Genomic DNA, 26801 nt, shown 5'->3' with positions numbered 1-26801 from the left:
ACAAAAAAAGCCAACGCTTGAGGCGTTGGCTTTCAGGTGTGGCGAAATGCGTTGTGAGGAGCCGCGTTACATATTCGGGTAAGTCGGCCCACCTGCGCCTTCCGGTGTAACCCAGGTGATGTTCTGCGAAGGGTCCTTGATGTCACAGGTCTTGCAGTGCACGCAGTTCTGGGCGTTGATCTGGAAGCGCTTCTCGCCGTCTTCCTGGGTGATCACTTCATACACGCCGGCCGGGCAGTAACGCTGTGCCGGTTCATCGTAGAGCGGCAGGTTGGTGCCGATCGGGATGCTCGGGTCTTTCAACTTCAAGTGGCACGGCTGTTCTTCTTCGTGGTTGGTACCGGAAATGAACACCGAACTCAGCTTGTCGAAGCTCAGCTTGCCGTCGGGCTTGGGGTAGTCGATCTTCGTGCTGTCTTTGGCCAGCTTCAGGCAGGCGTAGTCCGGCTTGGTGTCGTGCAGGGTAAACGGCATTTTGCCGCCGAGGATGTTCTGGTCGAACCAGTTGAAGCCGGCGCCGAGGATTGGGCCGAACTTGTGCATCGCCGGGCCGAAGTTGCGGGTGGCGAACAGTTCTTCGTAGAGCCAGCTGGTTTTGAAACCGTCGACGTAGTTGGTCAGTTCATCGCCGCCTTCGGATTCGGCGAACAGGCGCTCGGCCACGGCGTCGGCGGCGAGCATGCCGGACTTCATGGCGGTATGGCTGCCCTTGATCTTGGCCACGTTCATGGTGCCCAGGTCGCAACCGATCAGGGCGCCGCCCTTGAAGACCATCTTCGGCAACGAGTTGATGCCGCCTTTGGCCAGGGCGCGGGCGCCATAGCTGATGCGCTTGCCGCCTTCGAGGTACTGGGCCAGCACCGGGTGATGCTTGAGGCGCTGGAACTCATCGAACGGCGACAGGAAGGCGTTGCTGTAGGACAGGTCGACGATCAGGCCGACGACCACCTGGTTGTTTTCCAAGTGGTAGAGGAACGAGCCGCCGGTGTTCTCGTTGCTCATGATGTCCAGCGGCCAACCGGCGGTGTGTACCACCAGGCCGGGTTGGTGCTTGGCCGGGTCGATTTCCCAGATTTCCTTGAGGCCGATGCCGTAGTGCTGGGCGTCGGCGTCGCTGTCCAGGTTGAAGCGCTTGATCAGTTGCTTGCCGATGTGGCCACGGCAACCTTCGGCGAACAGCGTGTACTTGCCACGCAGCTCCATGCCTGGGGTGTAGACGCCTTCTTTCGGGTGGCCTTCACGGTCGACGCCGAGGTCGCCGGTGATGATCCCGCGGACCACGCCGTTTTCGTCGAACAGCGCTTCCTGGGCGGCGAAGCCTGGGTAGACTTCAACGCCCAGGTTTTCGGCCTGTTGGGCCAGCCAGCGGCACAGGTTGCCGAGGGAGATGATGTAGTTGCCTTCGTTGTGCATGGTCTTGGGCACGAAGAAGTCAGGCACCTTGGTGGAGGCCTCGCTGCTGCGCAGTACATAGATGTCATCGCGCACCACGGGGGTATTGAGCGGGGCGCCGAGGGCTTTCCAGTCCGGGAACAGTTCGTTCAGGGCGCGAGGTTCAAACACGGCGCCGGAGAGGATGTGTGCGCCGACCTCGGAGCCTTTCTCGACCACGCAGACGCTGATTTCCTTACCGGCTTCGGCGGCCTTCTGCTTCAGTCGGCAGGCGGCGGACAGGCCCGCCGGGCCGGCGCCGACGATGACCACGTCGAATTCCATGTATTCGCGTTCCACAGGCTATCTCCTACTCAAGGCTCAACAGGCTTTTTTTCTAATGGGTGGAGGTTCGGTGTGGTCCGGCGGCAACGGCGGGACCCACCTTTCTCTCTAGGTGGCGCATTATATATAGACCACTGTCAGCGTCCAATACAAACGTTTGTTTGAATTGCCCGCAGGCTAGGTAAATCAAAGCAACGCGGCTTATGACTGGCTATTTTGCTGTATTGACCAGAATAGGCGTTCCGGTCAATATACGGTCGGTTTTGCGCTTACCGTAGGCAGACAGCAGGTTTCAAGAGCACGTCCAAAAGCGAAACAGGTGACGCGCGCCTACCCACCGGGGCGCAGTTTACACGCCGCGATAAAGAATGACCTCTCAGTCACCACTGACGAACGGTCATCGTTTCCCGTGAGCAAGGTCATTTGCCTGGGTTTTTGGAGGTGCCCTTGTGTGCCGATGAGCATCAACCGCCAGGTTCGCCTAGGCGATTTTCTTTTCACCGGAGAGTAACGAGGAATCCATGAAGGTTCTTGTAGCTGTCAAACGCGTTGTCGATTACAACGTGAAAGTTCGCGTCAAGGCGGACAATTCCGGCGTCGATCTTGCTAACGTCAAGATGTCGATGAACCCATTCTGTGAAATCGCCGTGGAAGAAGCCGTACGCCTGAAAGAGAAAGGCGTTGCGACTGAAATCGTCGTGGTTTCCATCGGTCCTGCCACTGCTCAAGAGCAGCTGCGTACCGCCCTGGCGCTGGGTGCCGACCGTGCCATCCTCGTCGAATCCGCTGAAGAACTGACCTCCCTGGCCGTGGCCAAGCTGCTCAAGGCGGTTGTCGACAAGGAGCAGCCTTCGCTGGTGATCCTGGGCAAACAAGCCATCGACAGCGACAACAACCAGACTGGCCAGATGCTGGCTGCACTGACCGGTTACGGCCAGGGTACTTTCGCATCCAAAGTGGAAGTGAGCGGCGACAAGGTTGCCGTGACCCGCGAAATCGACGGCGGCGCGCAGACGGTTTCCCTGAAACTGCCGGCCATCGTCACCACCGACCTGCGTTTGAACGAGCCGCGCTACGCGTCCCTGCCAAACATCATGAAAGCCAAGAAGAAGCCTCTCGAAGTGCTGACTCCGGATGCTTTGGGCGTTTCCACCGCCTCCACCAACAAGACCGTCAAAGTCGAAGCGCCGGCTGCACGCAGCGCCGGCATCAAGGTCAAGTCGGTGGCTGAACTGGTCGAGAAACTGAAAAACGAAGCGAAGGTGATCTGATCATGGCTATCCTCGTAATCGCCGAACACGACAACAAGGTGCTGGCCCCGGCCACCCTGAACACCGTGGCCGCTGCCGCTAAAATTGGTGGCGACATCCACGTACTGGTAGCAGGTCAAGGCGCTGGCGCCGTGGCTGAAGCCGCTGCGAAAATCGCCGGTGTGAGCAAGGTCCTGAACGCTGACAATGCTGCTTACGCGCATCAGTTGCCGGAAAACGTTGCCCCGCTGGTTGCAGAGCTGGGCGCCGGCTACAGCCACATCCTGGCCGCCGCTACTTCCAACGGCAAAAACATCCTGCCACGCGTTGCTGCGCAGCTGGACGTTGACCAGATCTCCGAGATCATCTCGGTCGAAAGCGCCGACACCTTCAAGCGCCCGATCTACGCGGGTAACGCCATTGCCACCGTGCAATCGAGCGCTGCCATCAAAGTCATCACCGTGCGCGCCACCGGTTTCGACCCGGTTGCCGCCGAAGGTGGTTCGGCTGCCGTTGAGGCCGTCGCCGCTGCCCATGACGCCGGTACTTCCAGCTTTGTTGGCGAAGAGCTGGCCAAGTCGGATCGCCCTGAGCTGACCGCTGCCAAGATCGTCGTTTCGGGCGGGCGTGGCATGCAGAACGGTGACAACTTCAAGCACCTGTACGCCCTGGCCGACAAGCTCGGCGCTGCGGTCGGCGCTTCCCGCGCGGCCGTCGACGCAGGTTTCGTACCCAACGACATGCAGGTCGGCCAGACCGGCAAGATCGTCGCGCCACAGCTGTACATCGCGGTCGGTATCTCTGGCGCGATCCAGCACTTGGCCGGTATGAAAGACTCCAAAGTGATCGTTGCGATCAACAAGGACGAAGAAGCACCGATCTTCCAGGTGGCCGATTACGGCCTGGTCGCGGACTTGTTCGAAGCCGTACCGGAGTTGGAGAAGCTGGTCTAATCCAGCCGCTTCACTTATAAAGAGCCCGGTCTTATGACCGGGTTTTTTTTGCCCGGTCTTTTGTGAACCTCGGAGAAACCGCCATGGAACTGCGCCCCTGGGCCTTACTGCTGGGCCTGTCGCTGTTGCCGGGCCTGGCGCTGGCCGCCGGCAAATGTGAGCGCCTGGTGATCACCGGCAGCCCGGACACCCCCCCTTTGCTCTGGCGTGATCCCCAGGACCCCACCCACCTGATCGGTGCCACCGCCGATGTGTTGCAGCAGGTAACGAAAGACCTGGGTGTGAAAATCGACCTGCTCTACGGTGGCAATCGTTCGATGGCGCTGGATGAAGTACGCAGCGGGCGCATGGATATTTTTGCCGATGCGCCGTTGAACCACGCGCAACTGGGCAACTTCGACTACATCCACCCGGCCCTGGTGCAGACCGACTATAGGGTCTGGACGCGTACGGATTCGGCACTGGTATATGCCAGCGCTACCGACCTGCAGGGTTTCAAGGGGGCGGCCTCGGAGCGTGCCCGCTTGAGCCAGGGATTCGAAACCCTGGCCCAGCACCTTACCCTGCAACGATTCCCGAGCTTGACCCCCGCCTTCCAAAAACTGCTGCTGGGCGAGGTGGACTACGTACTCGCCGGGCGCTATTCCGGCATGGCCATGGCCCAGACGCTGGGCATGAGCAATGACTTGATTGCCCGCGATACGCCTGTCGATCAGGCCGGCCTGCACCTGGCAATTTCCCACAACTCGGCCTGCAATGATCCGTGGTTGCGCGGACAGCTTGCCAAAAAGATGACAGAATTGCCCGGGTCTGGTGTGACGGAAGCCGCGCTGCAGCGCAACCTCGAGCGCTGGAAGGCGCAATTGCAACAACCCGTCGGCACCCCAACACAGTAGGGATTTTTAGTGACTCTTCGACCTTTTTTCGCGGCCCTCGCCGTTGTTGTAGCCCTGGCGGGATGTGCAGCCGATCCTGCGCCGAATGAACAGATTCGCCTCACCCAGCAGGCCCTGGAACAGGCCAACGCCGTCGGTGCCAGTGCCGATGAATCGCCTGACCTGAAACTGGCCGAAGACAAATTCGCCCAGGCCAAGGCCGACATGGCCGACCAGTCCTACAAGGATGCGCGTATGCGGGCCGAACAGGCCGAGCTGGACGCACGCCTTGCCGAAGCCCAAGTGCTGACCCGCAAAAGCCAGGAACAACTCAACGTGCTCAACACCCGCATCACGCGCCTGCGCAAGCAATTGCAGCTGGGAGAAGCCCAATGAGCCCGATCATGCGTGGTATGAGCTGTGCCGTGTTGCTGGGCAGTGCGGTACTGGGCGGTTGTGCCAGCCATCCCAATGGCGAGCAAGCCTTGCAACAGGCCGGCAATGATTTCCAGAAGGTCAAGGAAGACGCGAATGTGCTGCGCATCGCGCCCAAGGACGTGATTCGCGCCGGTGAATCCCTGGCGCGCGCCGATCGTTTGTCCAGCTATTGGGGCAGCGGCACGGACGTGGTGCATTACGCCTACCTGAGCCAGCGCTACAGCGCCATAGCCCGCGAACACACCGAGCAGGCGCTAAACGAAGAACGCGCCGCCAAGCTCGAACTGGAACGCCAGCGCCTGCAATTGGCCCTGCGTGAAAACAAGCTGATCAGCGTGCAACAGCAGGGCAAATGGCTTGAAGAACAGATCGCCAGCCTGACCACCACTCAGACCGACCGCGGCCTGGTGATGACCCTGGGCGACGTGCTGTTCGACACGGGCGAAGCGGAGCTGAAAAACTCGGCCAACCGCACCGTGTTGAAAATTGTGCAGTTCCTGCAACTGAACCCCAAGCGCGTGGTGCGCATCGAGGGCTACGCCGACAACACCGGCGGCCAACAGGAAAACCTCAGACTGTCGCGTGACCGCGCGCAGTCGGTGGCCGATGTGCTGGTGGACCTGGGGATCGACGAAAAACGCATCCAGGTCGAAGGCTATGGCGACCAGTATCCGGTGGAGGCCAATGCGTCCGAACGGGGCAGGGCGCAAAATCGCCGGGTGGAGATAGTATTCTCGGACGAAAAAGGCCAACTCGGCGCCGCCCGTTAAATGTGGGAGGGGGGCTTGCTCCCGATAGCGGTGGGTCAGTTGAACATCTATGACTGATTCACCGCTATCGGGAGCAAGTCGAATCGTCGCACCGTCCCTCCCACTTTTTGTTCGATGTACACCTGAAACGTCGTGTATCCCGTTTACAGTTTTTACTGTCACTCCCGCCCGCGCTCGACTATTGTGGCAACTGTCCCCGTACACTTTTAAACTGTGCCGGTATGTTTCACACAAAAATAAATACCCGTGAAATCGAGTGCTGCGTCATGACCAATCTGCTGCTTTATCAACGTATCGCCCAGCAACTGGCTGAGGATATCCGGCGCGGTGTCTATCAGCCGGGCGAGCGCGTGCCTTCGGTGCGCAAGATGAGCTCCCAACTCAATGTGAGTCATGCCACGGTATTGCAGGCCTATGCCAACCTGGAAGACCAGGGGCTGATCCGCGCGCGACCGCAGTCCGGCTACTACGTGCATCAGACGCCGGCGCTCACCGCGCCGACACCGGATATCGCACGGGTCGAACGCCCCGGGTTGGTCACCCGCAGCAGTATCATTCAACAGGTATTGGGCGAGTCGCGCCGTGAAGGGGTATTCCCGTTGGGCGCCGCCGTGCCGAGTGTCGACTACTTGCCGGTCCGCGCGTTGCACCAGCAACTGGCCAAGGTCACACGGTTCCAGAGCCCGCGGGCATTCAGCTACATGTTCAGCCCCGGTTTCGAGCCGCTGCGACGCCAAGTGGCGATCCGCATGCGCGATGCCGGCGTAGTGGTGGACCCTTCCGAAGTCGTGATCACCCACGGCTGTGTCGATGCGTTGCAGATGTCGCTGCGGGTGCTGACCCGTCCCGGCGATCTGATCGCAGCGGAATCACCGACCTATTATGGTTTGCTGCAACTGGCCGATCTGCTAGGCCTCAAGGTCATCGAGATCCCCAGCGATCCGTCCACCGGCATGAGCCTTGAAGCCTTGCAGTTGGCGGCCAATCAATGGTCGATCAAAGCGTTGGTACTGACCACGCGCCTGAGTAACCCGTTGGGTGGCACCATGCCCGAGGAGCGGCAGAAACAGCTGCTGCGCCTGGCATCGGATTTCGATATCCAGATCGTCGAGGATGATATCTACGGCGAACTGATGTTCGAGCTGGGCCGCACCAAAGCCCTCAAAGCCTATGACCGCCTGGATCGGGTGATCTATTGCTCAAGCTTCTCCAAGACATTGTCGCCGGGCGTGCGGATCGGCTGGATGATTGCCGGCAAGTACCAGCAGGAAATCCAGCGTTTGCAGATGTTCAGCACCCATTCGGCGTGCAGCGTGACCCAGATGGGGGTCGCGGCCTACCTGGAGAACGGTGGCTACGATCGACACCTGCGCTACATTCGTCAGGAGTACCGCAAGAACCTCAGCGCGTTTCAACTGGCGGTGCAGCAATATTTCCCGGAGGGCACCCAGATGACTCGCCCGACCGGCGGTTTTATTTTGTGGGTCAGTTTGCCGGGCCGGGTCAATACCCAGGAACTGCATGTGCGCGCCCTGCAACAGGGCATCAGCATTGCGCCGGGGTTGATCTTCAGCAATACCGAGCAGTTCAACCACTGTATTCGGCTTAACTGCGGCACACCCTGGAACCGCGAGGCAGAGCGCGCGCTGATGACCCTGGGGATGCTGGCCAGCCAGTTATGCCAGGAAACCGCAGCGGGTTTTTGAGCCGTAAAAAGAGGGCAACTCCGATAGCTGGCGAGTCACCGCGCTTGTCATGCCGCGCACAACAAGCGAGCATATGGCCCTCTGCCGTTAATGCTGTAGGCGATATGACCTGTATTTTTCGCACTGCTATGGTGATTGGCCTGTTAAGCCTGTGTAACGTCAGCACCGTGCTGGCGGCATCACCCGTGACTGAAAACAAGCCTGCTGCCAGCAGCGAACAGAAGCCCTCCGCAAAAAAAACCACGCCAACCCAGCAAGCACCTGCGGCGAAGAAAAAAGCCGCAGCCGCTAAAAAGCGGGCGTCGGCGAAAAAGTCCAAGTCAGCCCAGGAAGTGGCACAGACCCAGCTGCCACCGGCGCAGTTGGACCTGTCCCTGCCTTCGGACATGGTCCGGCACCTGCAGCCGCTAGGCACCATGCCCAAGCCCAAGAGCGTGCCGTTGCTGCCACCGATGTTCGGCGAGAAGCCCACTGACAACAGTGCCTTCCAGATCAACGGCCGTTTGCTCAGCAATGAAATGAAGCTGCAATTGCGCAACGAGGAACGCCGGGAGGTGGAAGGCGCCGCGTTGGAGTTTGAGTTCAAGCAGTAAACTTTCCCCCGTGCGTGACGCGAGTCATTGACCATCTGTCGCAGACCGGTCGGTCATGTTTGTTTTATGCGAAAAACCCGTGTTAGCCCATTTTAAAACGGCTGTTTAAGGGCGTACCCTAGCCCGGCCATCCCTATTGAGTCGTCGAGGACCTGCTGGTCATGAATTGCCGTGAAGGCTGTGGTGCCTGCTGCATTGCCCCCTCCATCAGTTCGCCGTTACCCGGAATGCCTAATGGCAAGCCCGCGGGCGAACGCTGCCTGCACCTGTCGGTCGAACAGCTGTGCCAACTGTTCGGGCAGCCGGAGCGCCCGGCGGTGTGCAGTGATTTCAAGGCGGATATCGATGTGTGCGGCACCGACCAGGCCGATGCGATCCGGTTGATCGGCTGGTGGGAGCAGATGACGGCGGCTTGATGGGCTTTACTCTCGGAACGTCAACAATAAGGAATACAACAATGGGTTCGCTGAAACGAATGGCGGTGCTGTGCGGTTTTACGCTGTTGTGTGCTGCCACTGCACAAGCTGAAGACTGGCAGGTCGCCAAGGACGAAGAGGGGATCAAGGTGTCCCTGAGCGAAGTGGCGGGTTCCAAATACAAGGCCTATCGCGGTGTAACCGTGATCAAGGCGCCCGTGGCCAAGATCGTTGCGCTGCAAGAAGATGTCGCCGGTGCCTGTTCCTGGATCCACGAATGCAAATCCCAGAAGCTGGTAGATAAAAAAGGCGACGAGGCCTGGACCTACACGCAGTTCAACGCCCCATTCCCGGTGACCGATCGTGATTCCTATATTCATGTCACCACCATCAAAAACGCCGATGGCAGCGTAACCCGCAAGCTTGAGGGCGTGCCGACCTACAAGCCGGACGAAAAAGGTTATGTGCGTGTCGCCCAGGTCGAGGGTTTCTGGAAGCTGGTGCCCAAAGGCGACAACCAGACCGAAGTGACTTACCAGGTCCACACCGAGCCAGGCGGCAGCGTGCCGTCGTGGCTGGCGAACAAATTCGTGGTGGATGCCCCGTTCAACACGTTGAAAGCCTTGAAAGACCACGCTGAAAAATAAGCGCGGTTGATCCGGTGCCTCAGGCCTTGAGCGGAACGTTTAGCGCGCCCTCAAGGTCCAGATACCTGTGAGCCCATACGCGGGCTTTATCGAGGAGGCACCGATGCAAACGTGGCAAATTACCTTCGTTGATGATCACGGCGAGCAGTCCGTGGAGCAGTTCACCTGCGAACAAAAGCCCAGCCTCGAAGACGCTGCGCACATGATTCGCAACAAGCTGGTGCCCGTCGCCGCTGAACTCGACCTCAACGACCTCGAAGGTCGCCAATCCGAGCCGACGGTCAAGATTCTCAAAGACCAGAACAGTATCCAGATCCTCGACATTTCTCCCTCAGCCTGAATATTCCCTTTACGCCTATCAAGCCCCTCTGGTGGAGGTGATAGCTTCGCGCTACTCTGCAAGCGAGATCAGCGAATGAATCGCTAAGGTCTGGTCTTGTCAGCTACATGCTTGTTTTCCAGCGGTGATGTCATGGCCGTTCCCGCGCCGGTAGGTGCGGGCTTCGGGAAGCACGGAAAGTCTATCCATCGGTTTGAGGAGGACGTTTCATGAGCACAGCCTATCAAGAAGACATCAGTACCCACGTTCTGCGCCGCATGAAAGAAGGCGGCTTCGATTTTTCACGTTTCCACCCCATCGAGTTCTACGCCATTTTCCCGGATGAGGAACGGGCGCGCAGGGCGGCGGGTGAGTTTCGCGGCGAGTCGCTGAACGCCCAGGTCAGTGCGCGCGACGATGGCGCCTGGTACCTGGAGCTAAGCAAGGTCATGTTTGCAACCTACGACGGCATAGGAGACTTCGAGCAGGACTTTGAAGCAGTGGTGGAGCCCCTTGGCGGCATCATAGAAGGGTGGGGCGTCAAGCACCCGGTTCGCCCGTTACCCATGTAGTGGGTTGTCACGCGCAACGCCGTGTATCGGCTGACCTCAGGGTCGGCCGATTTTGTTTGTATGACCTGAAACGCCGCGCGACGCCTACCGTACTTTTTGAACCCTAAAAAAAAGCCACCCAACGAGGGTGGCCTAAAGGGAAGAGCGGAGCGCCAAAGGTTATTCAGCAGATGGCGCGATTATCCGCAGGCTTGGCCGGGCAGTGAAATCAACTCTGGCTATGCTGTTGATAGTCAAAGCCTGCATTGCGATGAAGCGCAGGACAACACGCCGGGCATTCTGTGCACCAGGAAGGTGCGACAAGGTGCCTGGATTAATTCAACACACTGATTTTTAAGTGTTTATGCCGATGGCACGGGCCTTGCGATGGTTCTTGCGTCCGAGTGACAAGGAGTACGGCATGATCCGCACTTATTACGATGAGATGTACGATGGGGCGGGGCAGGTGCGCCCGCACTACCGCGAATTCGCCCGCTGGTTGGCCGACACCCCGGCAGAACTCTTGGCCCAGCGTCGCCGCGAAGCCGATTTGCTGTTTCACCGCGCCGGGATCACCTTCACCCTGTACGGGGACGAGCAAGGCACCGAGCGCCTGATCCCCTTCGACACCATCCCGCGCAGTATTCCGGCCAGTGAATGGCGGGTGGTCGAGCGCGGTTGCATCCAGCGGGTCAAGGCGCTGAACATGTTTCTGGCCGACCTGTACCACGAGCAACGCATCATCAAGGCCGGCATCATTCCCGCCGAACAGGTGCTGGCCAACGAGCAATATCAATTGGCGATGCAGGGGCTGGATCTGCACCGTGATCTGTATTCCCACATCTCCGGGGTCGATCTCGTACGTGATGGCGATGGCACTTACTACGTGCTGGAGGACAACCTGCGTACACCCAGCGGTGTCAGCTACATGCTCGAAGACCGCAAGATGATGATGCGCCTGTTCCCCGAACTGTTCGCGGCCCAGCGCATCGCGCCCATCGACCATTACCCCAACCTGCTGCTCGATACCCTGAAAAGCTCCAGCCCCCTGGATAACCCCAGCGTGGTGGTACTGACGCCGGGGCGGTTCAACAGCGCCTTTTTTGAGCATGCGTTCCTCGCTCGGGAAATGGGTGTGGAACTGGTGGAAGGGGCTGACTTGTTCGTACGTGATGACCGCGTATTTATGCGCACCACCGACGGCCCCAAGGCGGTGGACGTGATCTACCGTCGCCTCGACGACGCGTTTCTCGACCCGCTGGCGTTCAATCCGCACTCCATGCTCGGCGTACCCGGCCTGCTCGCCGCCTATCGTTCAGGCAACGTGGTGCTGGCCAATGCCATCGGCACCGGGGTGGCGGATGACAAGTCGGTGTATCCCTTCGTCACCGAGATGATCCGTTTTTACCTGGATGAAGAACCGATCCTGAAGAACGTGCCGACCTTCCAGTGCCGCAAACCTGATGAACTGTCCCACGTGCTGGCCAACCTGCCGGACTTGGTGGTCAAGGAAACCCAAGGCTCCGGCGGCTACGGCATGCTGGTGGGGCCCGCGTCCACCGCGGCCGAGATCGAAGCCTTCCGTGCGCGTATCAAGGCCAAGCCCCACGCCTATATCGCTCAACCGACCCTATGCCTGTCCACCTGCCCGACCTTTGTCGAAAACGGTATCGCCCCACGGCACATCGACCTGCGCCCGTTTGTGTTGTCCGGCAAGGAAACCCGTGTAGTCCCCGGCGGCTTGACCCGTGTGGCGCTGCGCGAAGGTTCGCTGGTGGTCAACTCGTCCCAGGGCGGCGGCACCAAAGACACCTGGGTGGTGGAGGATTGATGCCATGTTGAGCAGAACTGCCTCGGATTTATATTGGATGTCGCGCTACCTTGAGCGCGCCGAAAACCTCGCGCGCATGCTCGATGTCAGTTATTCGTTGTCGCTGATGCCCCAGGACGGGCGCGGCGATGGCCTGCATGAACTGGCCATGCCGTTATTGATCACCGGCACCCTGGAGGATTACCGCGAGCGCCACGGTGAATTGCATGCCGAAAACCTGCTGCACTTCTTCGCTCTGGACGCGGCCAACCCGGCCAGTATCTACAGTTGTCTCGGCGCCGCGCGGGCCAGTGCCCATGCGGTGCGTGGGCGAATTACCGCCGACATGTGGGAAAACATCAACGCCACCTGGCTGGATATCCGCGATATCGCCCAACAAGGCCTGGGCCGCTACGGCATGAGCCGTTTCTGCGAGTGGGTCAAGGAGCGCTCACATCTGTTTCGCGGCGCCACCTACGGCACCATCATGCGCAACGACGCGTTCCGTTTCATTCGTCTGGGCACGTTTATCGAGCGCGCCGACAACACCCTGCGTTTGCTGGACGCACGCTATGAAATGGCCGGCGACCGCGCCGAAGCCGTCACCGACGGCACGGCTCACGCCTACTACCAATGGAGCGCCTTGTTGCGCGCGCTGTCGTCGTTCGAGGCCTATACCGAGATTTATCGCGACGCCCCAGGCGCCCGACACGTTGCGCAACTGTTGCTGTTGCGCGCAGACGTGCCGCGCTCGCTCAGGGCCTGCAGCGAAGAGATCGACCAGATCCTCGCCAGCCTGCCAGGCCTCAACGGGCGACCGGCGCAACGCCTGGCCGCCGAGATGGACGCGCGCCTGCGCTTTACCGCCATTGATGAAATCCTCGAAGAAGGCCTGCACGCCTGGCTGACCGACTTTATCCCTTTGGTTCGCCAGTTGGGCGACGCCATCTACAGTTCCTACCTGGAGGCGGCATGAGACTCTCCATCAGCCACGAAACTACCTACCACTACGAAGACCAAGTGCGCGCCAGCATCCAGTACTTGCGTGTGACCCCCCACGACAGCGAGCGCCAGCACGTACTCAGTTGGCAATTGGACCTGCCGCGCCCGGTGCGCGCCCAAGTGGACCCGTTCGGCAATATCCTGCACGTGCTGACCCTGGATGAGCCGCATGACACCATCATCATCGGTGCCCGTGGCCAAGTGGACATCGACGAATTGCGCGAGGCCGAACACGAGAGCCAATCGCCGCTTCCGTTCCTGCGCTGCACGCGCCTGACCGAGCCCGACGAGGCGTTGCGTGAGTTTGCCGAACAGCACTGTCATCAACGTCGCGACCGCACGGCATTGATCGACCTGACGCACGCGCTCAACCACGTGATGGTCTATACCCCTGGCGCCACCGAAGTCGACACCAGTGCCGCGCAGGCCTTTGCCGGCGGGGCGGGTGTTTGTCAGGACCACACTCACGCGTTCCTGGCCTGCGCGCGCAGCCTTGGGATCGCGGCACGCTATGTATCAGGGTATTTGTACACCGAAGACAGCACGCACCTGGCCAGCCACGCTTGGGCCGAAGCCTGGTTGGACGGCGCCTGGTACAGCTTTGACGTGACCAACCAACTGGCACGGCCGGAGCGGCACCTCAAGCTCGCGGTGGGCTTGGATTATCTTGACGCCTGCCCGGTGCGCGGCATGCGCCGTGGCGGCGGGCATGAGCAGATGCATGCCAAGGTGTTCGTGGCGCCCACGCCGGTGATCGCAGTGCAGCAGCAATAATCTCAAGGCGCCGCAGATCAATGTGGGGCGGTCTCAAGGCTGTTGTTTACGCCCCGCCATATGCTTCAAATACCCCACCAGCAAATCCAACTCGCTGTCAGGCAACACGCTGGCGGCGAATGCCGGCATCTTCGCCTGGGGCCAATGCCGCAGACTTTGGGGGTCGCGGATATAGCGCTTGAGGAAATCAGCGCCGAAATATTCGGTGGGGCTGTAAGGCGTATTCAAGTCCGGGCCCACCTGTGCATCGCCTGCGCCATTTAGGCGATGGCAGGCCAGGCAGTTTTTCTGGAACAGCGCAAAGCCTCTATTGATCGGGTCATTTGCGGCCAGTGCCGGGTCAGGCAACAGCGCCGGAAAACGCTCGGCCACCGTTTGCAGTTGCTTGATTCTGGAAACTTGGAACGGCCATTGCTCAGGGCTGATATGCCCGGCCTGCGGGTCGGTCCACACCAGGTAGAACGGCCCGGCGCTGGGCTTGCCATCGGCCAGGGCAGGCCATGGTTTGGCGGGGTCTTCCACCGCCAGCCAAGCGCGGGCGCCGTGGTTCTGCAGCAGCGGGGCGGCGGTAAGTTCAGCGGCGAAGCCGTCGAGGGCCACGGCTTGCAGGTGATTTTCAGGCTTAAGGCCTGGTAGGAGTACAGCCAATGGCAATGCGCGATAGGTCATGTTGCGCTTGTAGGAAACGTCATCGACGATCTGCACCGTCTGCGCATCCGGGTGCTTGAGCAGGTCGGCGGTTTGCCAAGTTTTGCTGGTGTGGTCCAGCTCAATGGTCAATTGCGCCGCATGAGCGGGCAGGGCAAGCAGCAAGGCGATAAATGCAAAGATCGGTTTCAAGGCGCAGGCCCCGTGTTAAGTCGCGATGGGGCTCACGATAGCGCAAAAACACGCGTAAAAAGGCAGCCCCTGCAACAGGATCGCTATACACGAAGGCCCGGCAGGTGCTGCCAAAAATCGGTAGTCCTGATGCATGCAGTGCTGCGCACGCGGCATCACCCAATAACTTTGGTCAAGTTGGGCAAGATCAGAATCAGGGTGGTGGCGAACAGAATAAGTCCCGCCTGACGTACTTTTGTGTGCTTGAACATGGCTGACTGCCTTTTGTTGTTATTCCTGAGCGTCAAATACGTGCCGGTTTATTTCAGTATGGCGCGTTGACGTGTCGCTTTTCTTACAGCTGCTCCAGCAAAACCCGGCAGCAACCTCCTACTGATTGAACCTTAGAGCCCCCGTTCTTCAACGCTTAGATCCATTTCATATCAGCTAAGCAGGAAATCAGCTTAAAAACGTATGAGGCATAACGCCATCTTGGCGCCAATGCCTTGGCTAGACAGCTAAAACGATTAACCCGCGAATTACCTTAGGGCCCTACCGTTCGTCCGAGCGTGGGGGTCAAAAGCAATGAGCGCATCCGTCATTGAAACCGTGTCAATCGGGCCTAAGGTAAGGGCACTACTGCGCAATGCTCCGAGGACGTCATGACCCAAGCTTTGATCTTTGATGCGATACGCACACCCCGTGGCAAGGGCAAGGCCGACGGTGCGTTGCACAGCATCAAGCCGGTGAACCTGGTGGCAGGCCTGCTCACCGCACTGGCGCAACGCAGCGACCTCGACACCCAGCAAGTGGATGACATTGTGCTGGGCTGCGTGACCCCGGTGGGGGATCAGGGCGCCGACATTGCCAAAACCGCCGCTCTGGTGGCGGACTGGGCCATCAGTGTCGCCGGTGTACAGGTCAACCGCTTCTGCGCCTCGGGCCTGGAAGCGGTGAACCTGGGCGCGATGAAAGTGCGTTCCGGCTTTGAAGACCTGGTGGTGGTAGGCGGCGTCGAGTCCATGTCCCGCGTGCCCATGGGCAGTGATGGCGGTGCCTGGGTGCTCGACCCGCAAACCAACATGCACAGCCACTTCACGCCCCAGGGCATCGGTGCCGACCTGATCGCCACCCTCGAAGGCTTTACCCGTGAAGACGTCGACACCTTTGCCCTACAGTCCCAGCAGAAAGCGGCCAGGGCGCGCGCCGACGGTTCCTTCAACAAATCGCTGATTGCGGTGCAGGACCAGAACGGCATCGTGCTGCTCGACCATGACGAATTTATCCGTGGCGACTCCACGCTCGACGGTCTGGGCAAGCTCAAGCCCAGCTTCGAAATGATCGGGCAAATGGGCTTCGATGCCACCGCGTTGCGGGTCTACAGCCATGTGGAGCGCATCCGGCATGTGCACACGCCGGGCAACAGCTCCGGCATCGTCGATGGCGCCGCGCTGATGTTGATCGGCTCCGAGGCCAAGGGCCGCGAGCTGGGCCTGCAGCCACGGGCGCGCATCGTCGCTACCGCGGTGACCAGCACCGACCCCACCATCATGCTGACCGGCCCCGCGCCGGCTACCCGCAAAGCCTTGGCCAAGGCCGGTTTGCGCGTGGAAGACATCGACCTGTTCGAAGTCAACGAAGCGTTTGCCTCGGTGGTGCTCAAATTCATCAAGGACATGCGCATTGATGCGGCGCGAGTCAACGTCAATGGTGGTTCCATCGCCATGGGCCACCCACTGGGCGCCACCGGTTGCGCGATCCTGGGCACCTTGCTCGACGAACTCGAAGTGCGCCGGCAACGCTACGGCCTGGCCACCCTGTGTGTCGGCGGTGGCATGGGGATCGCCACCATTATCGAACGCCTCTGATCCAAGGAATTTCTGATGACCGATGCCATTCGTTACGAAAAAGGCCAGGACCGGATCGTGGTGCTTATCCTCGACATGCCCGGCCAGAGCGCCAACACCATGAACGGCGCATACCGCGAGGCCATGGCGGCCACCGTCCTACGTTTGGAAGCAGAAAAGGACCACATCGCTGGGGTGATTATCACCTCGGCGAAGAAGACCTTCTTCGCCGGCGGTGACCTTAATGAACTGATCCAGGTCGACAAGGCCCACGCCAAGGACTTCTACGACGGCGTGCGGGTGTTAAAAGCGCAACTGCGCCGTCTGGAAACCCTCGGCAAACCGGTGGTGGCGGCGATCAACGGCGCGGCCCTGGGGGGCGGTTGGGAGATTTGCCTGGCGTGTCATTACCGGGTTGCGCTGGACGATAAATCGGTGCAGCTCGGTCTGCCGGAAGTCACTCTGGGCCTGTTGCCCGGCGGCGGTGGCGTGGTGCGCATGGTGCGCATGCTCGGCCTGGAAAAAGCCTTGCCGTATTTGCTGGAGGGTAAAAAAATTCGGCCGCAGCAGGCGCTGCAAGCCGGTTTGATCAATGAGCTGGCGGTGAACCGCGACGAGTTGCTGGCCAAATCCCGTGCCTGGATCCTGGCCAACCCGGACGCCAGGCAGCCCTGGGACAACAAGGCCTATCAGCTCCCCGGCGGCACTCCAGCGAGCCCCAAGGTGGCACAGATGCTGGCGATTGCGCCGTCGATCCTGCGCAGCAAAACCAACGGCTGTTTCCCGGCTCCGGAGAAAATCCTCTGCGCCGCCGTCGAGGGTGCCCAGGTGGATGTCGACACCGCGCACCTGATTGAAACCCGCTACTTCACCGAGCTGGTCGTGGGGCAAGTGGCGAAAAACATGATCGGCACCTTCTGGTTCCAGCTTAATCAAATCAAGGCCGGCCGCTCGCGGCCCCAGGGCTTTGCCCCCTATGTGACGCGCAAGGTCGGCGTGCTTGGCGCAGGGATGATGGGCGCGGGTATTGCCTATGCCAGCGCCTGCGCGGGGGTCGACGTGGTGCTCAAGGACATCACCCAGGCCGGTGCCGAGAAGGGCAAGGCGCATTCGGCGGCGTTGCTGGACAAAAAAGTCGGCCGTGGGCAATTGAGCGCCGAGCAGCGGGAAAGCACCTTGGCGCGGATCCATCCTACGGCCTCGGATGCCGACCTGGCCGGCTGTGACCTGATCATCGAAGCAGTGTTCGAAGACCGTGAGCTCAAGGCCAAGGTCTCGGCTGCCGCGCGAAACGTGGTCGGCGCCGATGCGGTGATCGCTTCCAATACCTCCACCTTGCCCATCAGCGGCCTGGCCAAGGCGGTGCCGGATGCCGGCAAATTCATCGGCCTGCATTTTTTCAGCCCGGTACACAAAATGCCTTTGGTGGAAATCATCAAGGGCGCCAACACCTCGGACGAAACCCTGGCCCGTGGGTTCGATTTTGTCCTGCAAATCAAGAAAACCCCGATCGTGGTCAACGACCGTCGCGGCTTCTTTACCTCGCGGGTGTTCGGCACCTTCACCAACGAAGGCATCGCCATGCTCGGCGAGGGTGTGGCTGCGCCGATGATTGAAACCGAAGCGCGCAAAGCGGGTATGCCGGTGGGGCCGCTGGCCGTTTCCGATGAAGTCTCCCTCAGCCTGATGAGCCATATCCGACAGCAGGCGGCCAAAGACCTGCTGGCTGAAGGTAAGAATGTACCTGGGCATCCGGCGACGGCGGTCATCGATCTGCTGGTGAACGAATACCAGCGTTCAGGCAAGGCGGCAGGCGGCGGGTTCTATGAATATCCCAGTGGCGGGCAGAAGTACTTGTGGCCCGAACTGAAAAAGCGCTTTGAACAGCCGGATCAACAGATCTCTGCGCAGGATGTGCGCGACCGTTTGCTGTTTATCCAGGCCATCGAAACCGTGCGCTGCGTGGAGGAGGGCGTGTTGATGTCCACTGCCGACGCCAACGTGGGGTCGATTTTCGGCATTGGTTTTGCGGCGTGGAGTGGGGGAGCGTTGCAGTTTATCAACCAGTACGGCTTGAACGACTTCATCGCCCGCGCCCGTTATCTGGCTGAGCAGTATGGCGAGCGGTTTTCGCCGCCGGCGTTGTTGCTCGACAAAGCCGCACGAGATGAAGTGTTTCGGTGATCGGCGTGTGGGAGGGGGCTTGCCTTGAAGGGGTGTTTCAAGGCAGGCTCTGGGTGTTCAATATTCCCATCGCCGTGTCAGGTATTTTTTATGTCGCTACGCGTCTGCATCCTGGAAACCGATATCCTGCGTCCAGGCTTGATCGATCAGTACCAAGGTTACGGGCAGATGTTCAAGCGCCTGTTCGCCAAGCAACCGATTGCCGCCGAGTTTGTGGTCTACAACGTGGTGCAAGGCGAATACCCGTCGGACGATGAGGTGTTCGATGCCTATCTGGTGACCGGCAGCAAGGCCGATTCATTCGGTACCGACCCCTGGATACAGACCCTCAAGACCTACCTGCTCCAGCGCTATGAGCGTGGCGACAAATTGCTGGGCATCTGTTTCGGTCACCAGCTATTGGCGCTGCTGCTCGGCGGCAAGGCTGAACGCGCCAGCAAAGGCTGGGGCATGGGCATCCATGATTACAAACTCGATACCAAGGCGCCGTGGATGAGCCCGGAGGTACCGGAACTGACGCTGTTAATCAGCCATCAGGACCAGGTCACCACCTTGCCGGACAATGCCACGGTCATTGCCTCCAGCGATTTCTGCCCGTTCGCCGCGTATCACATTGGCGACCAGGTGCTGTGCTTCCAAGGGCACCCGGAGTTCATCCACGACTATTCCCGCGAGCTGTTGGAGATTCTTCAGACAACGCTGGGTGAAACGATCTACACGAACGGCGTAGCGAGCCTTAAGCGTGACCACCACGGCGCCACGGTGGCGGAATGGATGATGCGCTTTGTGGCGCACAAACCTGAGGCGCGCGCTTAAAGCCAACCAGAACGCTTGAAGCTGGCCCACAAGCCTGTGCAACCTGTCGCAATAAGCCCGAGCACCGCAAAATAGCCGTAGTGCCATTGCAGTTCGGGCATGTTCTGGAAGTTCATCCCATAAATCCCCGCCACTGCGGTGGGGAACGCGAGGATCGCCGCCCACGCGGCAAACTTGCGTTGCACCACGCTCTGGCGCGACGCCTCGAGTAACACACCGATCTCGATGGTCTGGCTGGCAATATCGCGTAGGGTGGTGAGGTCTTCCATTTGCCGTGTCACATGGATCTGCACGTCACGGAAATACGGGCGCATGTTCTTATCGATAAACGGGAAGCTCAGCTTCTGCAATTCCTGGCTGATCTCCACCATCGGCGCTACATAGCGCTTGAGCCGCAGCACGTCGCGGCGCAGGCCGTGGATCTTCTGGATGTCGCGTTCGCTGAGCGAGCTGCACAACACGTTGTGCTCCAGCTCATCGATCTCGGCGTGGATGGCCTCGCTGACCGGCTGGTAATTTTCGGTGACGAAATCCAGCAACGCATACAGTACGAAATCTTCCCCATGTTCCAACAATAGCGGCCGCGCCTCACAGCGCTGGCGCACAAAGCCGTAGGACGCCGAGTGACCGTTGCGCGCGGTGATGATATAGCCGGTGCCGGCGAAGATATGGGTCTCGATAAACTCCAGCTTGCCGTTCTCGCGCACCGGTGAGTAGGTGACGATAAACAGCGCATCGCCGAAGGTTTCCAGCTTGGGGCGGCTGTGTTTTTCCAGGGCGTCTTCGATAGCCAGTTCATGCAGGTTGAACTGGCGCTGCAGGTTGCTCAGCTCCTGGGCATTGGGCTCTTCCAGGCCGATCCACACAAAGTGCCCGGGTTTGGCGGCCCAGGCCGCGCCTTCATCAAGGGTGATATCCGTGACTTTCTTACCGGCGCTGTAGACGGCGGCTGCAACAACTCTACCCATGGTGCTGGTCACTTCTTATAAAGGGGACAGGTGTTGGGCAGCTTAGCTGGAAGGGAGTTCTATTGTTGCGGCGCTTTGAGTTCGCGGTCCATTGCGGCAATACATTCATCCATCTGCGCCTGGCAAGCCTGCATCAATGCTGGGACGTCATCCGACGTCAGCCCGACGGTAGGAATCGGCGTCAGCGAGCGTATGAGCACATCACCGCTGTTCCAGCGATTGAGCCGCATGTGGGTGACGTAATTGCTGACACACACCTGCACGATGGGCACGCCGGCCGCGATCGCCATATGAAACGCGCCTTTCTTGAATGGCCGCAGGCCTTTGCCGAGGTTGCGCGTGCCTTCCGGAAACACCCAGATCGAGGTGTCTTCATGCTGCAAGGTGTGCGTGGTGGTGAGTATCGCGCGGCGCGCCTTGTGCGCGTTGCCCCGGTCGATCAGCACATTGCCTGCCAGCCAGAACAACTGGCCGAACAGCGGTACCCATTTCAGGCTCTTCTTGGCGATACACACCGTACGGTAGGGCACCACGTTGCCACAGACAAACAGATCGTAATTGGACTGGTGATTGGCGATCACCACGCAGGTGCCAGGCTTGTTGCGCAACGAGTCGACATCGGCCTTCACGTTTAAACGCAATATCCACATGGCCGGCAACGCATACAGGCGAGCGCACAGGCGACTGTTGTCCGGGTTGAAAGGGCGACAGAGCCCAATCAACACGCCTAGCACGCCGGCGAGGATAAAGTGCAGGCCCATCAACAACATACGCAACAGGAAAAGCATCGACACGGCCTATGCGGGCAAAAGGTGGCTCAGTGTACGGTTGTGCACTGTATTCAGCAATTGCCCCTATAGAGGTAGGGGATGGCGTTTCGGATTTGCGTGTAAGAAAAAGCCCGACGAAGGTCGGGCTCTGGCACAACAACTGTAAGCACTTAGCTCAGGCTGTGGCTCTGGTCCCGAATGATCGCGTCGTCCAAGGCTTCCAGCAGCGCCTTACGCACTTTCAACTTGGTGTGCTTGTGGGCGTTCATATTGATCTTCTTCAACTGCCGCGCAGCTTCCAGGGCTGCTGCGTGCAAGTCTTCCGGTGCGACCACCTTATCGAGGAAACCGGCGTGCAACGCGCCTTGTGGATCAAACATCTCGGCATTGATCACCGAGCGATGGAACGCCGACTTGCGTAGACGATCCCGCGCCAACTCGATCCCGGCGTGGTGCATGGTCATGCCGATCGCCACTTCATTCAGGCCAATGCTGAACGGGCCTTCCACCCCAATCCGATAATCCGCCGACAGCAACAGGAAAGCGCCCTTGGCCACCGCATGCCCAGGGCACGCCACAATCACCGGGAACGGGTGGGACAGCAGGCGCCGCGCCAACGTCGAGCCCGACGTCACCAGGCTGATCGCCTCTTTTGGGCCGGCCGTCATTACCTTCAGGTCGTAACCACCCGACAAAATCCCCGGCGTGCCGGTGATCACCACCACCGCCCGATCTTTCTCGGCCTGGTCCAGCGCCTCATTAAACGCACTCACCACCGCCGGAGAAATGGCGTTCACCTTGCCGTTGCTCAAGGTCAGGGTCGCGATACCGTCTTCGAGGTGGTAGGCAATCAACTCACTCATGACGCGGTTCCTTGTAGGACTTGTTATAGAAGAATGCAGCAGACGTTACCCACCACGCCCGCGCCGGTAAAGCGCTGTGACTGACTGGCCAGTCAGGCTTTTCACTCAACCCCGCCCGCAAAAGGCCTGCCGCAGGGCGTAGTACCCAGCCTAGACCCTCTTTAACCTGCCCGAGATTGGCACAATCACCACCCCGTACCGGGGCGAATCCGGCATACCCGCCTAAGCGCATGAAAATTCTGAAAAAAACCTTTGCCATCAGCAAGGCTTTCGACTACATTAGCGCGCCTCGACAGACTGAACTGGTTTGACGAGATACGGTGAAGTGTCCGAGTGGCTTAAGGAGCACGCCTGGAAAGTGTGTATACAAGAAATTGTATCGAGAGTTCGAATCTCTCCTTCACCGCCACATTAAATAAACACAAACCCCCGGTTTTCTAGCGAAAGCCGGGGGTTTGTGGTTTCTGGCGTTTGTAAAAAACAGGCACGACCCCTGCGGGCTGGCTCTCAGGACAGTGCATACTTGTTCGAAATCTTTGGTAACTCTCCCGCCCCAGCCGGACTGCGTAAATGACCACCCGACCGAAGCCCAAGCTCAACCTTCGCACTCTGATCCTTATTTTTGTCCTGCTCTCTGCGGTCGCAACCCTGGCCAACAGTTTCTGGGTGATGTTCAAGATTCGTAAGCAGGAATTGATTGAGAACGCGCTGGAGGTCAACAAAGCCTATGCCTATAGAATCGCCACGAGTGTCGAGCAGGTATTGCGCTCCGACCTCGATAAGTTGAAGTACGCTTCAGCCGCCATTGGCAAAACGTTTGACGACAAGCGCTATCTGACAGAAGAAACTCAGCGCCTGCTTGGGCAGGATGCCAGTTTCAACTCCGTGCTTATCGCCGATGCCACCGGAACCATTATCGCGTCAGCCCCCGAGAGCCTCGCGCTCAATGGCCGTACCCTGCAACACAAGGAACCGCTCAGCCTTCGCGCGCCGATCATCAGCAATGCCTTTGAGTCCATCGCGGGTAATCTGGTGGTGTTTATCTCCCAGCCCGTGTTCGATGGGAAAGGTCAGTATCTGGGCGTTATAGGGGGCAGTGTCCGACTTGAGCAGAGGAATACACTCCAGGCATTGATGGACACCAATGTGCGCCGGGATGGCGCGCATGTTTACTTGATCGATAGCTCACGCCGGGTGCTTTATCACAACGATCCCGAGCAAATCGGCAACATTGTCGCAAAGGGTTCGATCGCCGACGCCGCGCTCAGTCAAGACGCGGGTACGTTGCAGGCAGCGGATGAAAATGGCGTGGAAATGCTCGCGGGGTTCGCCAAGGTAGCCAGCAGCGGTTGGGGAGTGATTTCGCAGCAGCCACTCGACAACATACACGCGCTCCTGCGCCAGACCATGGTCAAGGTTGCACAAGGGATAGCGCGCCTTGCGCTGTTCGGAATCCTCCTGATCTGGTGGTTGGGGGCAAGGATCTCAGCGCCGCTGTCCAAGCTCGCCGACTGCGCCAAACGGTTGGATACGCCTGACAGCTACGAGCGGATCAGTGCAGTCCCGGCGCACTATTTCGAAAGCTGGCAGATTCGCAGGGCGCTGCTATTGGGTGCCAGCCTGCTACAGGAAAAAATCGGCAAGCTGAACCAGCAAGCCCAAACCGATGCATTGACAGGCTTGGCCAATCGTCGAGCGATGCAGGACATTCTGTCGCGTTGGCAGGACGCCGATAAAATGTTCGCCGTCGTTTCCGTGGACATCGATCACTTCAAGCGCGTCAACGACACGTTTGGCCATGCTGTGGGGGATCACACATTGCGGGCCATCGCGGCGCTCATGCAGCAGAATTCACGCTCCAACGACTTGGCCTGCCGGGTCGGGGGAGAGGAGTTCGTACTGCTATTGCCCAACAGTTCGCTTCAGGCCGCAGCCGACGTCGCCGAGCGACTACGATGCTCGATTGCGGCAGCGGATATCGACACAGTCGGGCACATCACCGTCTCGCTTGGCGTGGCGCTTTGGCACCCCGCAAGTGAACCGATCTCTGCCGTGCTTGAGAGGGCTGACCGGTTGTTGTACCAAGCCAAGCAAGAAGGGCGTAATCGGGTCGTGGTGGAGCAGGCCTGAAGGGGCCTCGCAGCCGAGGTCAAAACCCGGGAAGGGTTGGCCTCGTCATGCTGGGTACGCAGCTGTCCAGCCTCATGCTAAAGATGCAACCACGCCAAACTTCCTAACACCACGGCTACCCCTGCCGCCGTATACGCCAAGCGTTTCAACCACTCCTTTCTTGTCAGCAACGTAATCGCCGCCAGCGAAATTGCGATCTGAATCGCGGTCATTGCCTGGGCCCAGCGGTGATGCTGGTGCAGGGCCTGTTCGGATTTTTCATCCCATTGCCGAGACGTGGCCTCAAGTTTCTCCGCTTGTTTGCGCACGTCTTCCTTCTGGTTTTTGTAGCGTTCGCTCTCGTCCTTGTAATGCGCGGCGTCCACGCCGGGAATATGCATGGCCAGTTCCGCCAGGTTCTGTCGGCTGGATTTGGCCTGGTAGTAATTCCACTGGTTGGCGGCTTCGGTCTTGAAGATGGCGGCGTTGTTCTTATCCATCGCCGCTTCGCTTTCGGTGGAGCCGGCCTGGTAGCTGAGCATGGCGCCGAGGGTGGCCATCAGTGCTGTCATGACGGCAATGCGGCTGGCGAAATTGTCCCCGCGGGCGTGGGCATGTTCGGTGGTGTGTTCGAGATGTTTTTCGTGGGGGCTGGGGACTTCGAAGGCTTCGGACATGGCGGCGGCTATGAAGGGGCTGAGGGACTGTGATTCTTCACCACCGCAGCTGTCTCCAGCCTGTCGATAATGTCGGATCAGCCGGGTGTACACCGCGATATTGAAGCACCCACTGGATTTGCGGCGTCAGCCCGGCCGGGTAGATCAAGGTGAGGATGTAGTGTTCGACAGCACAAGGCTGTCGGCGGCGAGACGGTAGAGCATGGCGGGCACTTCAGAAAGGCGAGGCGCACAGTCTAAAGGGTTGCTCGCAGGTAAGCGCGGCCGCTATTGTGCTGAATCCATTTAGTCCTTCCTCCCAGGATCTGTTGTGATGAATGCACCGCGTACCGCTGCTCCGATCAAGGCTGTGATTTTCGATATGGACGGGTTGTTGCTGGATACTGAAGGCATCTACACCGAAGTCACGCAGATCATTGCCGAGCGTTATGGTCGTACCTATGACTGGGGGATCAAGCAGCACATCATTGGGCGCGGGGCACAGGACCTGGCGGATTATGTGGTCAAGGCGTTGAATCTACCGATCACCCCGGCGCAGTTTCTGGAAATCCGTGAGCCGCTGATGAGCGAGCGCTTCCCCAAGGCCCTGGGCATGCCCGGTGCCGAGGCGCTGGTGCGGCACTTGAAGGCGCACAATATTCCGATTGCCGTGGGCACCAGTTCGTCGCGCAATTCGTTTGGCCACAAGACCACGCTGCACCGCGAGTGGTTTGGCTTGTTCGACACGATCGTGACTGCTGACGACCCGGAAGTCGGTGCTGCCAAACCTGCGCCGGATATCTTCCTCACCGCTGCCCGCCGCCTGGGCGTGGCGCCCGAAGATTGCCTGGTGTTCGAAGACTCGCCGTTTGGCGTCACCGCTGCCAAGGCGGCCCATATGACCGCCATCGCCGTGCCCGATGAAGCCATGGCCGACAGCAAGTACCAGCATGCCGACCAGATCATCCGCAAACTCGCGGACTTTGACCTGGCTGCGTACGGCCTGCCGCCCCTCTCCTGAACCTGTCGGTCAAAATGTGGGGGCAGGCTCCCGATGGCGGTGTGACAGTTGGTATCGTTATTGACTGAACCACCACCGTCGGCAGCACGCCCCACATTGGGTTTTGCATTTCTGCAGAAAACCTATGCGCTGAACCCGCCATCGATGGTCAGGCTGGCGCCAGTGATGTAGCCGGCTTCCGGGCCTGCGAGGTAAGCCACAAAGCTGGCGATTTCCTCTACGTGCCCATAACGCCCCACCGCCATCAAATTCATCAAGCTTGCCGCGAACTCACTGTTCGCCGGGTTCATATCGGTGTCCACCGGCCCAGGCTGCACGTTATTAATGGTAATACCCCGTGGTCCCAGATCCCGCGTCAAGCCCTTGGTCAGTCCCACCAGCGCGGCCTTGCTCATGGCATACGGCCCGCCGCCGCCAAACGGCATGCGCTCGGCATTGGTGCTGCCGATATTGATCACCCGGCCACCTTCGCCCATGTGCCGGGCCGCTTCCTGGGTGGCGATAAACACGCTGCGTACGTTGATCGCCAGGGTCTGGTCGAAGTCTTCCAGTTTGAAATCTTCCAGCGGGGCGATGGCCAGCACGCCGGCGTTGTTCACCAGGATATCCAGGTGCCCAAAAGCGGCGACGGTGGCGTTGACGGCGTTGCGAATCGCGCTGGCATCGGCGCTGTCGGCCTGAATCGCCAGGGCTTTGCCGCCTTCGTTGATCACGCTGTTCTGCAATTCTTCAGCCTTGGCGGCTGAGCTCACGTAAGTAAAGGCGACGGCTGCGCCTTGTGCTGCAAGACGTTTGACGATGGCGGCGCCGATGCCGCGAGAACCGCCTTGAATCAAGGCGACTTTGCCGCTGAGGTTAGGGGTGGTCATGTCGATCTCCTGGCTGTGCAAGGCCCAATGCCTTGTTGTTGGATCCGAGTATCGACCCC

The 26801-nt window shown here is 59.6% G+C and carries 26 protein-coding genes and 1 tRNA gene; 20 read left to right on the top strand and 7 right to left on the bottom strand.

Annotated features, from left to right (window positions below):
• Window positions 1-66: 66 nt before the first annotated feature.
• Window positions 67-1731, bottom strand: coding sequence for an electron transfer flavoprotein-ubiquinone oxidoreductase (locus KSS96_RS21625; RefSeq protein WP_068932220.1), 1665 nt, complete (start codon window positions 1729-1731; stop codon window positions 67-69).
• Window positions 1732-2237: 506 nt separating this feature from the next.
• Between KSS96_RS21625 and KSS96_RS21620 the strand changes: the two genes are divergently transcribed.
• The 14 genes from KSS96_RS21620 (at window position 2238) to KSS96_RS21555 (ending at window position 13820) form a co-directional block, all read left to right on the top strand.
• Window positions 2238-2987, top strand: coding sequence for an electron transfer flavoprotein subunit beta/FixA family protein (locus KSS96_RS21620; protein WP_017527399.1), 750 nt, complete (start codon window positions 2238-2240; stop codon window positions 2985-2987).
• Between the two features lie 2 nt (window positions 2988-2989).
• Complete coding sequence (locus tag KSS96_RS21615; RefSeq protein ID WP_017527400.1) at window positions 2990-3919, top strand: electron transfer flavoprotein subunit alpha/FixB family protein; 930 nt, start codon at window positions 2990-2992, stop codon at window positions 3917-3919.
• 83 nt (window positions 3920-4002) lie between these two features.
• On the top strand, window positions 4003-4815 hold the full coding sequence (locus tag KSS96_RS21610) for a substrate-binding periplasmic protein (RefSeq protein WP_137219847.1): 813 nt from the start codon (window positions 4003-4005) through the stop codon (window positions 4813-4815).
• A gap of 9 nt (window positions 4816-4824) precedes the next feature.
• Window positions 4825-5190, top strand: coding sequence for a DUF4398 domain-containing protein (locus tag KSS96_RS21605; protein ID WP_017527402.1), 366 nt, complete (start codon window positions 4825-4827; stop codon window positions 5188-5190).
• The gene (locus tag KSS96_RS21600) at window positions 5187-6002 is read left to right on the top strand and encodes an OmpA family protein (protein ID WP_065878266.1); all 816 of its coding nucleotides are present in this window, start codon (window positions 5187-5189) and stop codon (window positions 6000-6002) included. The genes KSS96_RS21605 and KSS96_RS21600 overlap by 4 nt, the downstream gene beginning before the upstream one ends.
• A 266-nt stretch (window positions 6003-6268) precedes the next feature.
• The gene (locus tag KSS96_RS21595; RefSeq protein WP_017527404.1) at window positions 6269-7708 is read left to right on the top strand and encodes an aminotransferase-like domain-containing protein; all 1440 of its coding nucleotides are present in this window, start codon (window positions 6269-6271) and stop codon (window positions 7706-7708) included.
• 104 nt (window positions 7709-7812) lie between these two features.
• The gene (locus KSS96_RS21590; RefSeq protein WP_068932221.1) at window positions 7813-8301 is read left to right on the top strand and encodes a translation initiation factor 2; all 489 of its coding nucleotides are present in this window, start codon (window positions 7813-7815) and stop codon (window positions 8299-8301) included.
• 161 nt (window positions 8302-8462) lie between these two features.
• Window positions 8463-8717: a YkgJ family cysteine cluster protein gene (locus tag KSS96_RS21585; RefSeq protein WP_017527406.1), complete on the top strand. Its 255-nt coding sequence runs from the start codon at window positions 8463-8465 to the stop codon at window positions 8715-8717.
• Between the two features lie 41 nt (window positions 8718-8758).
• A complete protein-coding gene (locus KSS96_RS21580; protein ID WP_017527407.1) occupies window positions 8759-9364 on the top strand; it encodes an START domain-containing protein in 606 nt (201 codons plus the stop codon).
• Between the two features lie 103 nt (window positions 9365-9467).
• Window positions 9468-9704, top strand: coding sequence for a hypothetical protein (locus KSS96_RS21575; protein ID WP_017527408.1), 237 nt, complete (start codon window positions 9468-9470; stop codon window positions 9702-9704).
• Window positions 9705-9913: 209 nt separating this feature from the next.
• A complete protein-coding gene (locus KSS96_RS21570; RefSeq protein WP_003175566.1) occupies window positions 9914-10255 on the top strand; it encodes a ribonuclease E inhibitor RraB in 342 nt (113 codons plus the stop codon).
• Window positions 10256-10655: 400 nt separating this feature from the next.
• A complete protein-coding gene (locus KSS96_RS21565; protein ID WP_017527409.1) occupies window positions 10656-12065 on the top strand; it encodes a circularly permuted type 2 ATP-grasp protein in 1410 nt (469 codons plus the stop codon).
• 4 nt (window positions 12066-12069) lie between these two features.
• Window positions 12070-13020, top strand: a complete 951-nt coding sequence (locus KSS96_RS21560) for an alpha-E domain-containing protein (RefSeq protein WP_017527410.1) — start codon at window positions 12070-12072, stop codon at window positions 13018-13020.
• Window positions 13017-13820, top strand: coding sequence for a transglutaminase family protein (locus KSS96_RS21555; protein WP_068932223.1), 804 nt, complete (start codon window positions 13017-13019; stop codon window positions 13818-13820). Before KSS96_RS21560 ends, KSS96_RS21555 begins: the two co-directional genes overlap by 4 nt.
• 33 nt (window positions 13821-13853) lie before the next feature.
• Here KSS96_RS21555 and KSS96_RS21550 read toward each other — a convergent pair whose 3' ends face one another.
• Window positions 13854-14660: a c-type cytochrome gene (locus KSS96_RS21550; RefSeq protein ID WP_017527412.1), complete on the bottom strand. Its 807-nt coding sequence runs from the start codon at window positions 14658-14660 to the stop codon at window positions 13854-13856.
• A gap of 641 nt (window positions 14661-15301) precedes the next feature.
• Between KSS96_RS21550 and KSS96_RS21545 the strand changes: the two genes are divergently transcribed.
• The 3 genes from KSS96_RS21545 to KSS96_RS21535 all read left to right on the top strand — a co-directional run bounded on the left by KSS96_RS21545 (window position 15302) and on the right by KSS96_RS21535 (window position 19486).
• Complete coding sequence (locus KSS96_RS21545) at window positions 15302-16507, top strand: acetyl-CoA C-acetyltransferase (protein ID WP_065878258.1); 1206 nt, start codon at window positions 15302-15304, stop codon at window positions 16505-16507.
• Window positions 16508-16522: 15 nt separating this feature from the next.
• Window positions 16523-18670 carry a 3-hydroxyacyl-CoA dehydrogenase NAD-binding domain-containing protein gene (locus tag KSS96_RS21540; RefSeq protein ID WP_017527415.1) on the top strand — a complete coding sequence of 716 codons (2148 nt, stop codon included), beginning with the start codon at window positions 16523-16525 and terminating at the stop codon, window positions 18668-18670.
• Between the two features lie 90 nt (window positions 18671-18760).
• The gene (locus tag KSS96_RS21535; protein ID WP_017527416.1) at window positions 18761-19486 is read left to right on the top strand and encodes an amidotransferase; all 726 of its coding nucleotides are present in this window, start codon (window positions 18761-18763) and stop codon (window positions 19484-19486) included.
• Here KSS96_RS21535 and KSS96_RS21530 read toward each other — a convergent pair.
• The 3 genes from KSS96_RS21530 to KSS96_RS21520 form a co-directional block, all read right to left on the bottom strand.
• A complete protein-coding gene (locus KSS96_RS21530) occupies window positions 19483-20454 on the bottom strand; it encodes a magnesium and cobalt transport protein CorA (RefSeq protein ID WP_017527417.1) in 972 nt (323 codons plus the stop codon). The genes KSS96_RS21535 and KSS96_RS21530 overlap by 4 nt on opposite strands.
• 59 nt (window positions 20455-20513) lie before the next feature.
• Window positions 20514-21242, bottom strand: a complete 729-nt coding sequence (locus KSS96_RS21525; RefSeq protein WP_017527418.1) for a 1-acylglycerol-3-phosphate O-acyltransferase — start codon at window positions 21240-21242, stop codon at window positions 20514-20516.
• Window positions 21243-21394: 152 nt separating this feature from the next.
• The gene (locus KSS96_RS21520; RefSeq protein ID WP_017527419.1) at window positions 21395-22087 is read right to left on the bottom strand and encodes a crotonase/enoyl-CoA hydratase family protein; all 693 of its coding nucleotides are present in this window, start codon (window positions 22085-22087) and stop codon (window positions 21395-21397) included.
• A 319-nt stretch (window positions 22088-22406) separates the two neighbouring features.
• On the opposite strand from KSS96_RS21520, the gene KSS96_RS21515 reads away from it, so the two are divergent.
• Both KSS96_RS21515 and KSS96_RS21510 read left to right on the top strand, forming a co-directional pair.
• Window positions 22407-22496: transfer RNA gene (locus tag KSS96_RS21515), tRNA-Ser, on the top strand.
• A gap of 161 nt (window positions 22497-22657) precedes the next feature.
• On the top strand, window positions 22658-24217 hold the full coding sequence (locus tag KSS96_RS21510) for a sensor domain-containing diguanylate cyclase (protein WP_217855313.1): 1560 nt from the start codon (window positions 22658-22660) through the stop codon (window positions 24215-24217).
• A 77-nt stretch (window positions 24218-24294) separates the two neighbouring features.
• Here the strand turns inward: KSS96_RS21510 and KSS96_RS21505 are convergent, their stop codons facing one another.
• Window positions 24295-24873: a DUF4337 domain-containing protein gene (locus tag KSS96_RS21505; protein WP_017527429.1), complete on the bottom strand. Its 579-nt coding sequence runs from the start codon at window positions 24871-24873 to the stop codon at window positions 24295-24297.
• A gap of 313 nt (window positions 24874-25186) precedes the next feature.
• Here KSS96_RS21505 and KSS96_RS21500 point away from each other — a divergent pair, with 313 nt between their 5' ends.
• A complete protein-coding gene (locus KSS96_RS21500; RefSeq protein ID WP_116079297.1) occupies window positions 25187-25873 on the top strand; it encodes an HAD-IA family hydrolase in 687 nt (228 codons plus the stop codon).
• A 122-nt stretch (window positions 25874-25995) separates the two neighbouring features.
• Here KSS96_RS21500 and KSS96_RS21495 read toward each other — a convergent pair whose 3' ends face one another.
• Window positions 25996-26742, bottom strand: a complete 747-nt coding sequence (locus KSS96_RS21495) for a 3-oxoacyl-ACP reductase family protein (RefSeq protein ID WP_217855311.1) — start codon at window positions 26740-26742, stop codon at window positions 25996-25998.
• Window positions 26743-26801: the final 59 nt, after the last annotated feature.

Origin of the sequence: Pseudomonas asgharzadehiana, from assembly GCF_019139815.1 — a bacterium.
In the GTDB taxonomy this organism is placed as follows: Bacteria; Pseudomonadota; Gammaproteobacteria; order Pseudomonadales; family Pseudomonadaceae; genus Aquipseudomonas; species Aquipseudomonas asgharzadehiana.
This window is presented reverse-complemented; position numbering and strand designations above follow the sequence as displayed.

What these genes read in the sequence shown, in the direction of transcription:
- KSS96_RS21620 (WP_017527399.1), top strand. Translation starts at nt 2,238, where the DNA reads ATGAAGGTTCTTGTAGCTGTCAAACGCGTTGTCGATTACAACGTGAAA.
- KSS96_RS21615 (WP_017527400.1), top strand. Translation starts at nt 2,990, where the DNA reads ATGGCTATCCTCGTAATCGCCGAACACGACAACAAGGTGCTGGCCCCG.
- KSS96_RS21610 (WP_137219847.1), top strand. Translation starts at nt 4,003, where the DNA reads ATGGAACTGCGCCCCTGGGCCTTACTGCTGGGCCTGTCGCTGTTGCCG.
- KSS96_RS21600 (WP_065878266.1), top strand. Translation starts at nt 5,187, where the DNA reads ATGAGCCCGATCATGCGTGGTATGAGCTGTGCCGTGTTGCTGGGCAGT.
- KSS96_RS21595 (WP_017527404.1), top strand. Translation starts at nt 6,269, where the DNA reads ATGACCAATCTGCTGCTTTATCAACGTATCGCCCAGCAACTGGCTGAG.
- KSS96_RS21590 (WP_068932221.1), top strand. Translation starts at nt 7,813, where the DNA reads ATGACCTGTATTTTTCGCACTGCTATGGTGATTGGCCTGTTAAGCCTG.
- KSS96_RS21585 (WP_017527406.1), top strand. Translation starts at nt 8,463, where the DNA reads ATGAATTGCCGTGAAGGCTGTGGTGCCTGCTGCATTGCCCCCTCCATC.
- KSS96_RS21580 (WP_017527407.1), top strand. Translation starts at nt 8,759, where the DNA reads ATGGGTTCGCTGAAACGAATGGCGGTGCTGTGCGGTTTTACGCTGTTG.
- KSS96_RS21575 (WP_017527408.1), top strand. Translation starts at nt 9,468, where the DNA reads ATGCAAACGTGGCAAATTACCTTCGTTGATGATCACGGCGAGCAGTCC.
- KSS96_RS21570 (WP_003175566.1), top strand. Translation starts at nt 9,914, where the DNA reads ATGAGCACAGCCTATCAAGAAGACATCAGTACCCACGTTCTGCGCCGC.
- KSS96_RS21565 (WP_017527409.1), top strand. Translation starts at nt 10,656, where the DNA reads ATGATCCGCACTTATTACGATGAGATGTACGATGGGGCGGGGCAGGTG.
- KSS96_RS21560 (WP_017527410.1), top strand. Translation starts at nt 12,070, where the DNA reads ATGTTGAGCAGAACTGCCTCGGATTTATATTGGATGTCGCGCTACCTT.
- KSS96_RS21555 (WP_068932223.1), top strand. Translation starts at nt 13,017, where the DNA reads ATGAGACTCTCCATCAGCCACGAAACTACCTACCACTACGAAGACCAA.
- KSS96_RS21545 (WP_065878258.1), top strand. Translation starts at nt 15,302, where the DNA reads ATGACCCAAGCTTTGATCTTTGATGCGATACGCACACCCCGTGGCAAG.
- KSS96_RS21540 (WP_017527415.1), top strand. Translation starts at nt 16,523, where the DNA reads ATGACCGATGCCATTCGTTACGAAAAAGGCCAGGACCGGATCGTGGTG.
- KSS96_RS21535 (WP_017527416.1), top strand. Translation starts at nt 18,761, where the DNA reads ATGTCGCTACGCGTCTGCATCCTGGAAACCGATATCCTGCGTCCAGGC.
- KSS96_RS21530 (WP_017527417.1), bottom strand. Translation starts at nt 20,454, where the DNA reads ATGGGTAGAGTTGTTGCAGCCGCCGTCTACAGCGCCGGTAAGAAAGTC.
- KSS96_RS21525 (WP_017527418.1), bottom strand. Translation starts at nt 21,242, where the DNA reads ATGCTTTTCCTGTTGCGTATGTTGTTGATGGGCCTGCACTTTATCCTC.
- KSS96_RS21520 (WP_017527419.1), bottom strand. Translation starts at nt 22,087, where the DNA reads ATGAGTGAGTTGATTGCCTACCACCTCGAAGACGGTATCGCGACCCTG.
- KSS96_RS21510 (WP_217855313.1), top strand. Translation starts at nt 22,658, where the DNA reads ATGACCACCCGACCGAAGCCCAAGCTCAACCTTCGCACTCTGATCCTT.
- KSS96_RS21505 (WP_017527429.1), bottom strand. Translation starts at nt 24,873, where the DNA reads ATGTCCGAAGCCTTCGAAGTCCCCAGCCCCCACGAAAAACATCTCGAA.
- KSS96_RS21500 (WP_116079297.1), top strand. Translation starts at nt 25,187, where the DNA reads ATGAATGCACCGCGTACCGCTGCTCCGATCAAGGCTGTGATTTTCGAT.
- KSS96_RS21495 (WP_217855311.1), bottom strand. Translation starts at nt 26,742, where the DNA reads ATGACCACCCCTAACCTCAGCGGCAAAGTCGCCTTGATTCAAGGCGGT.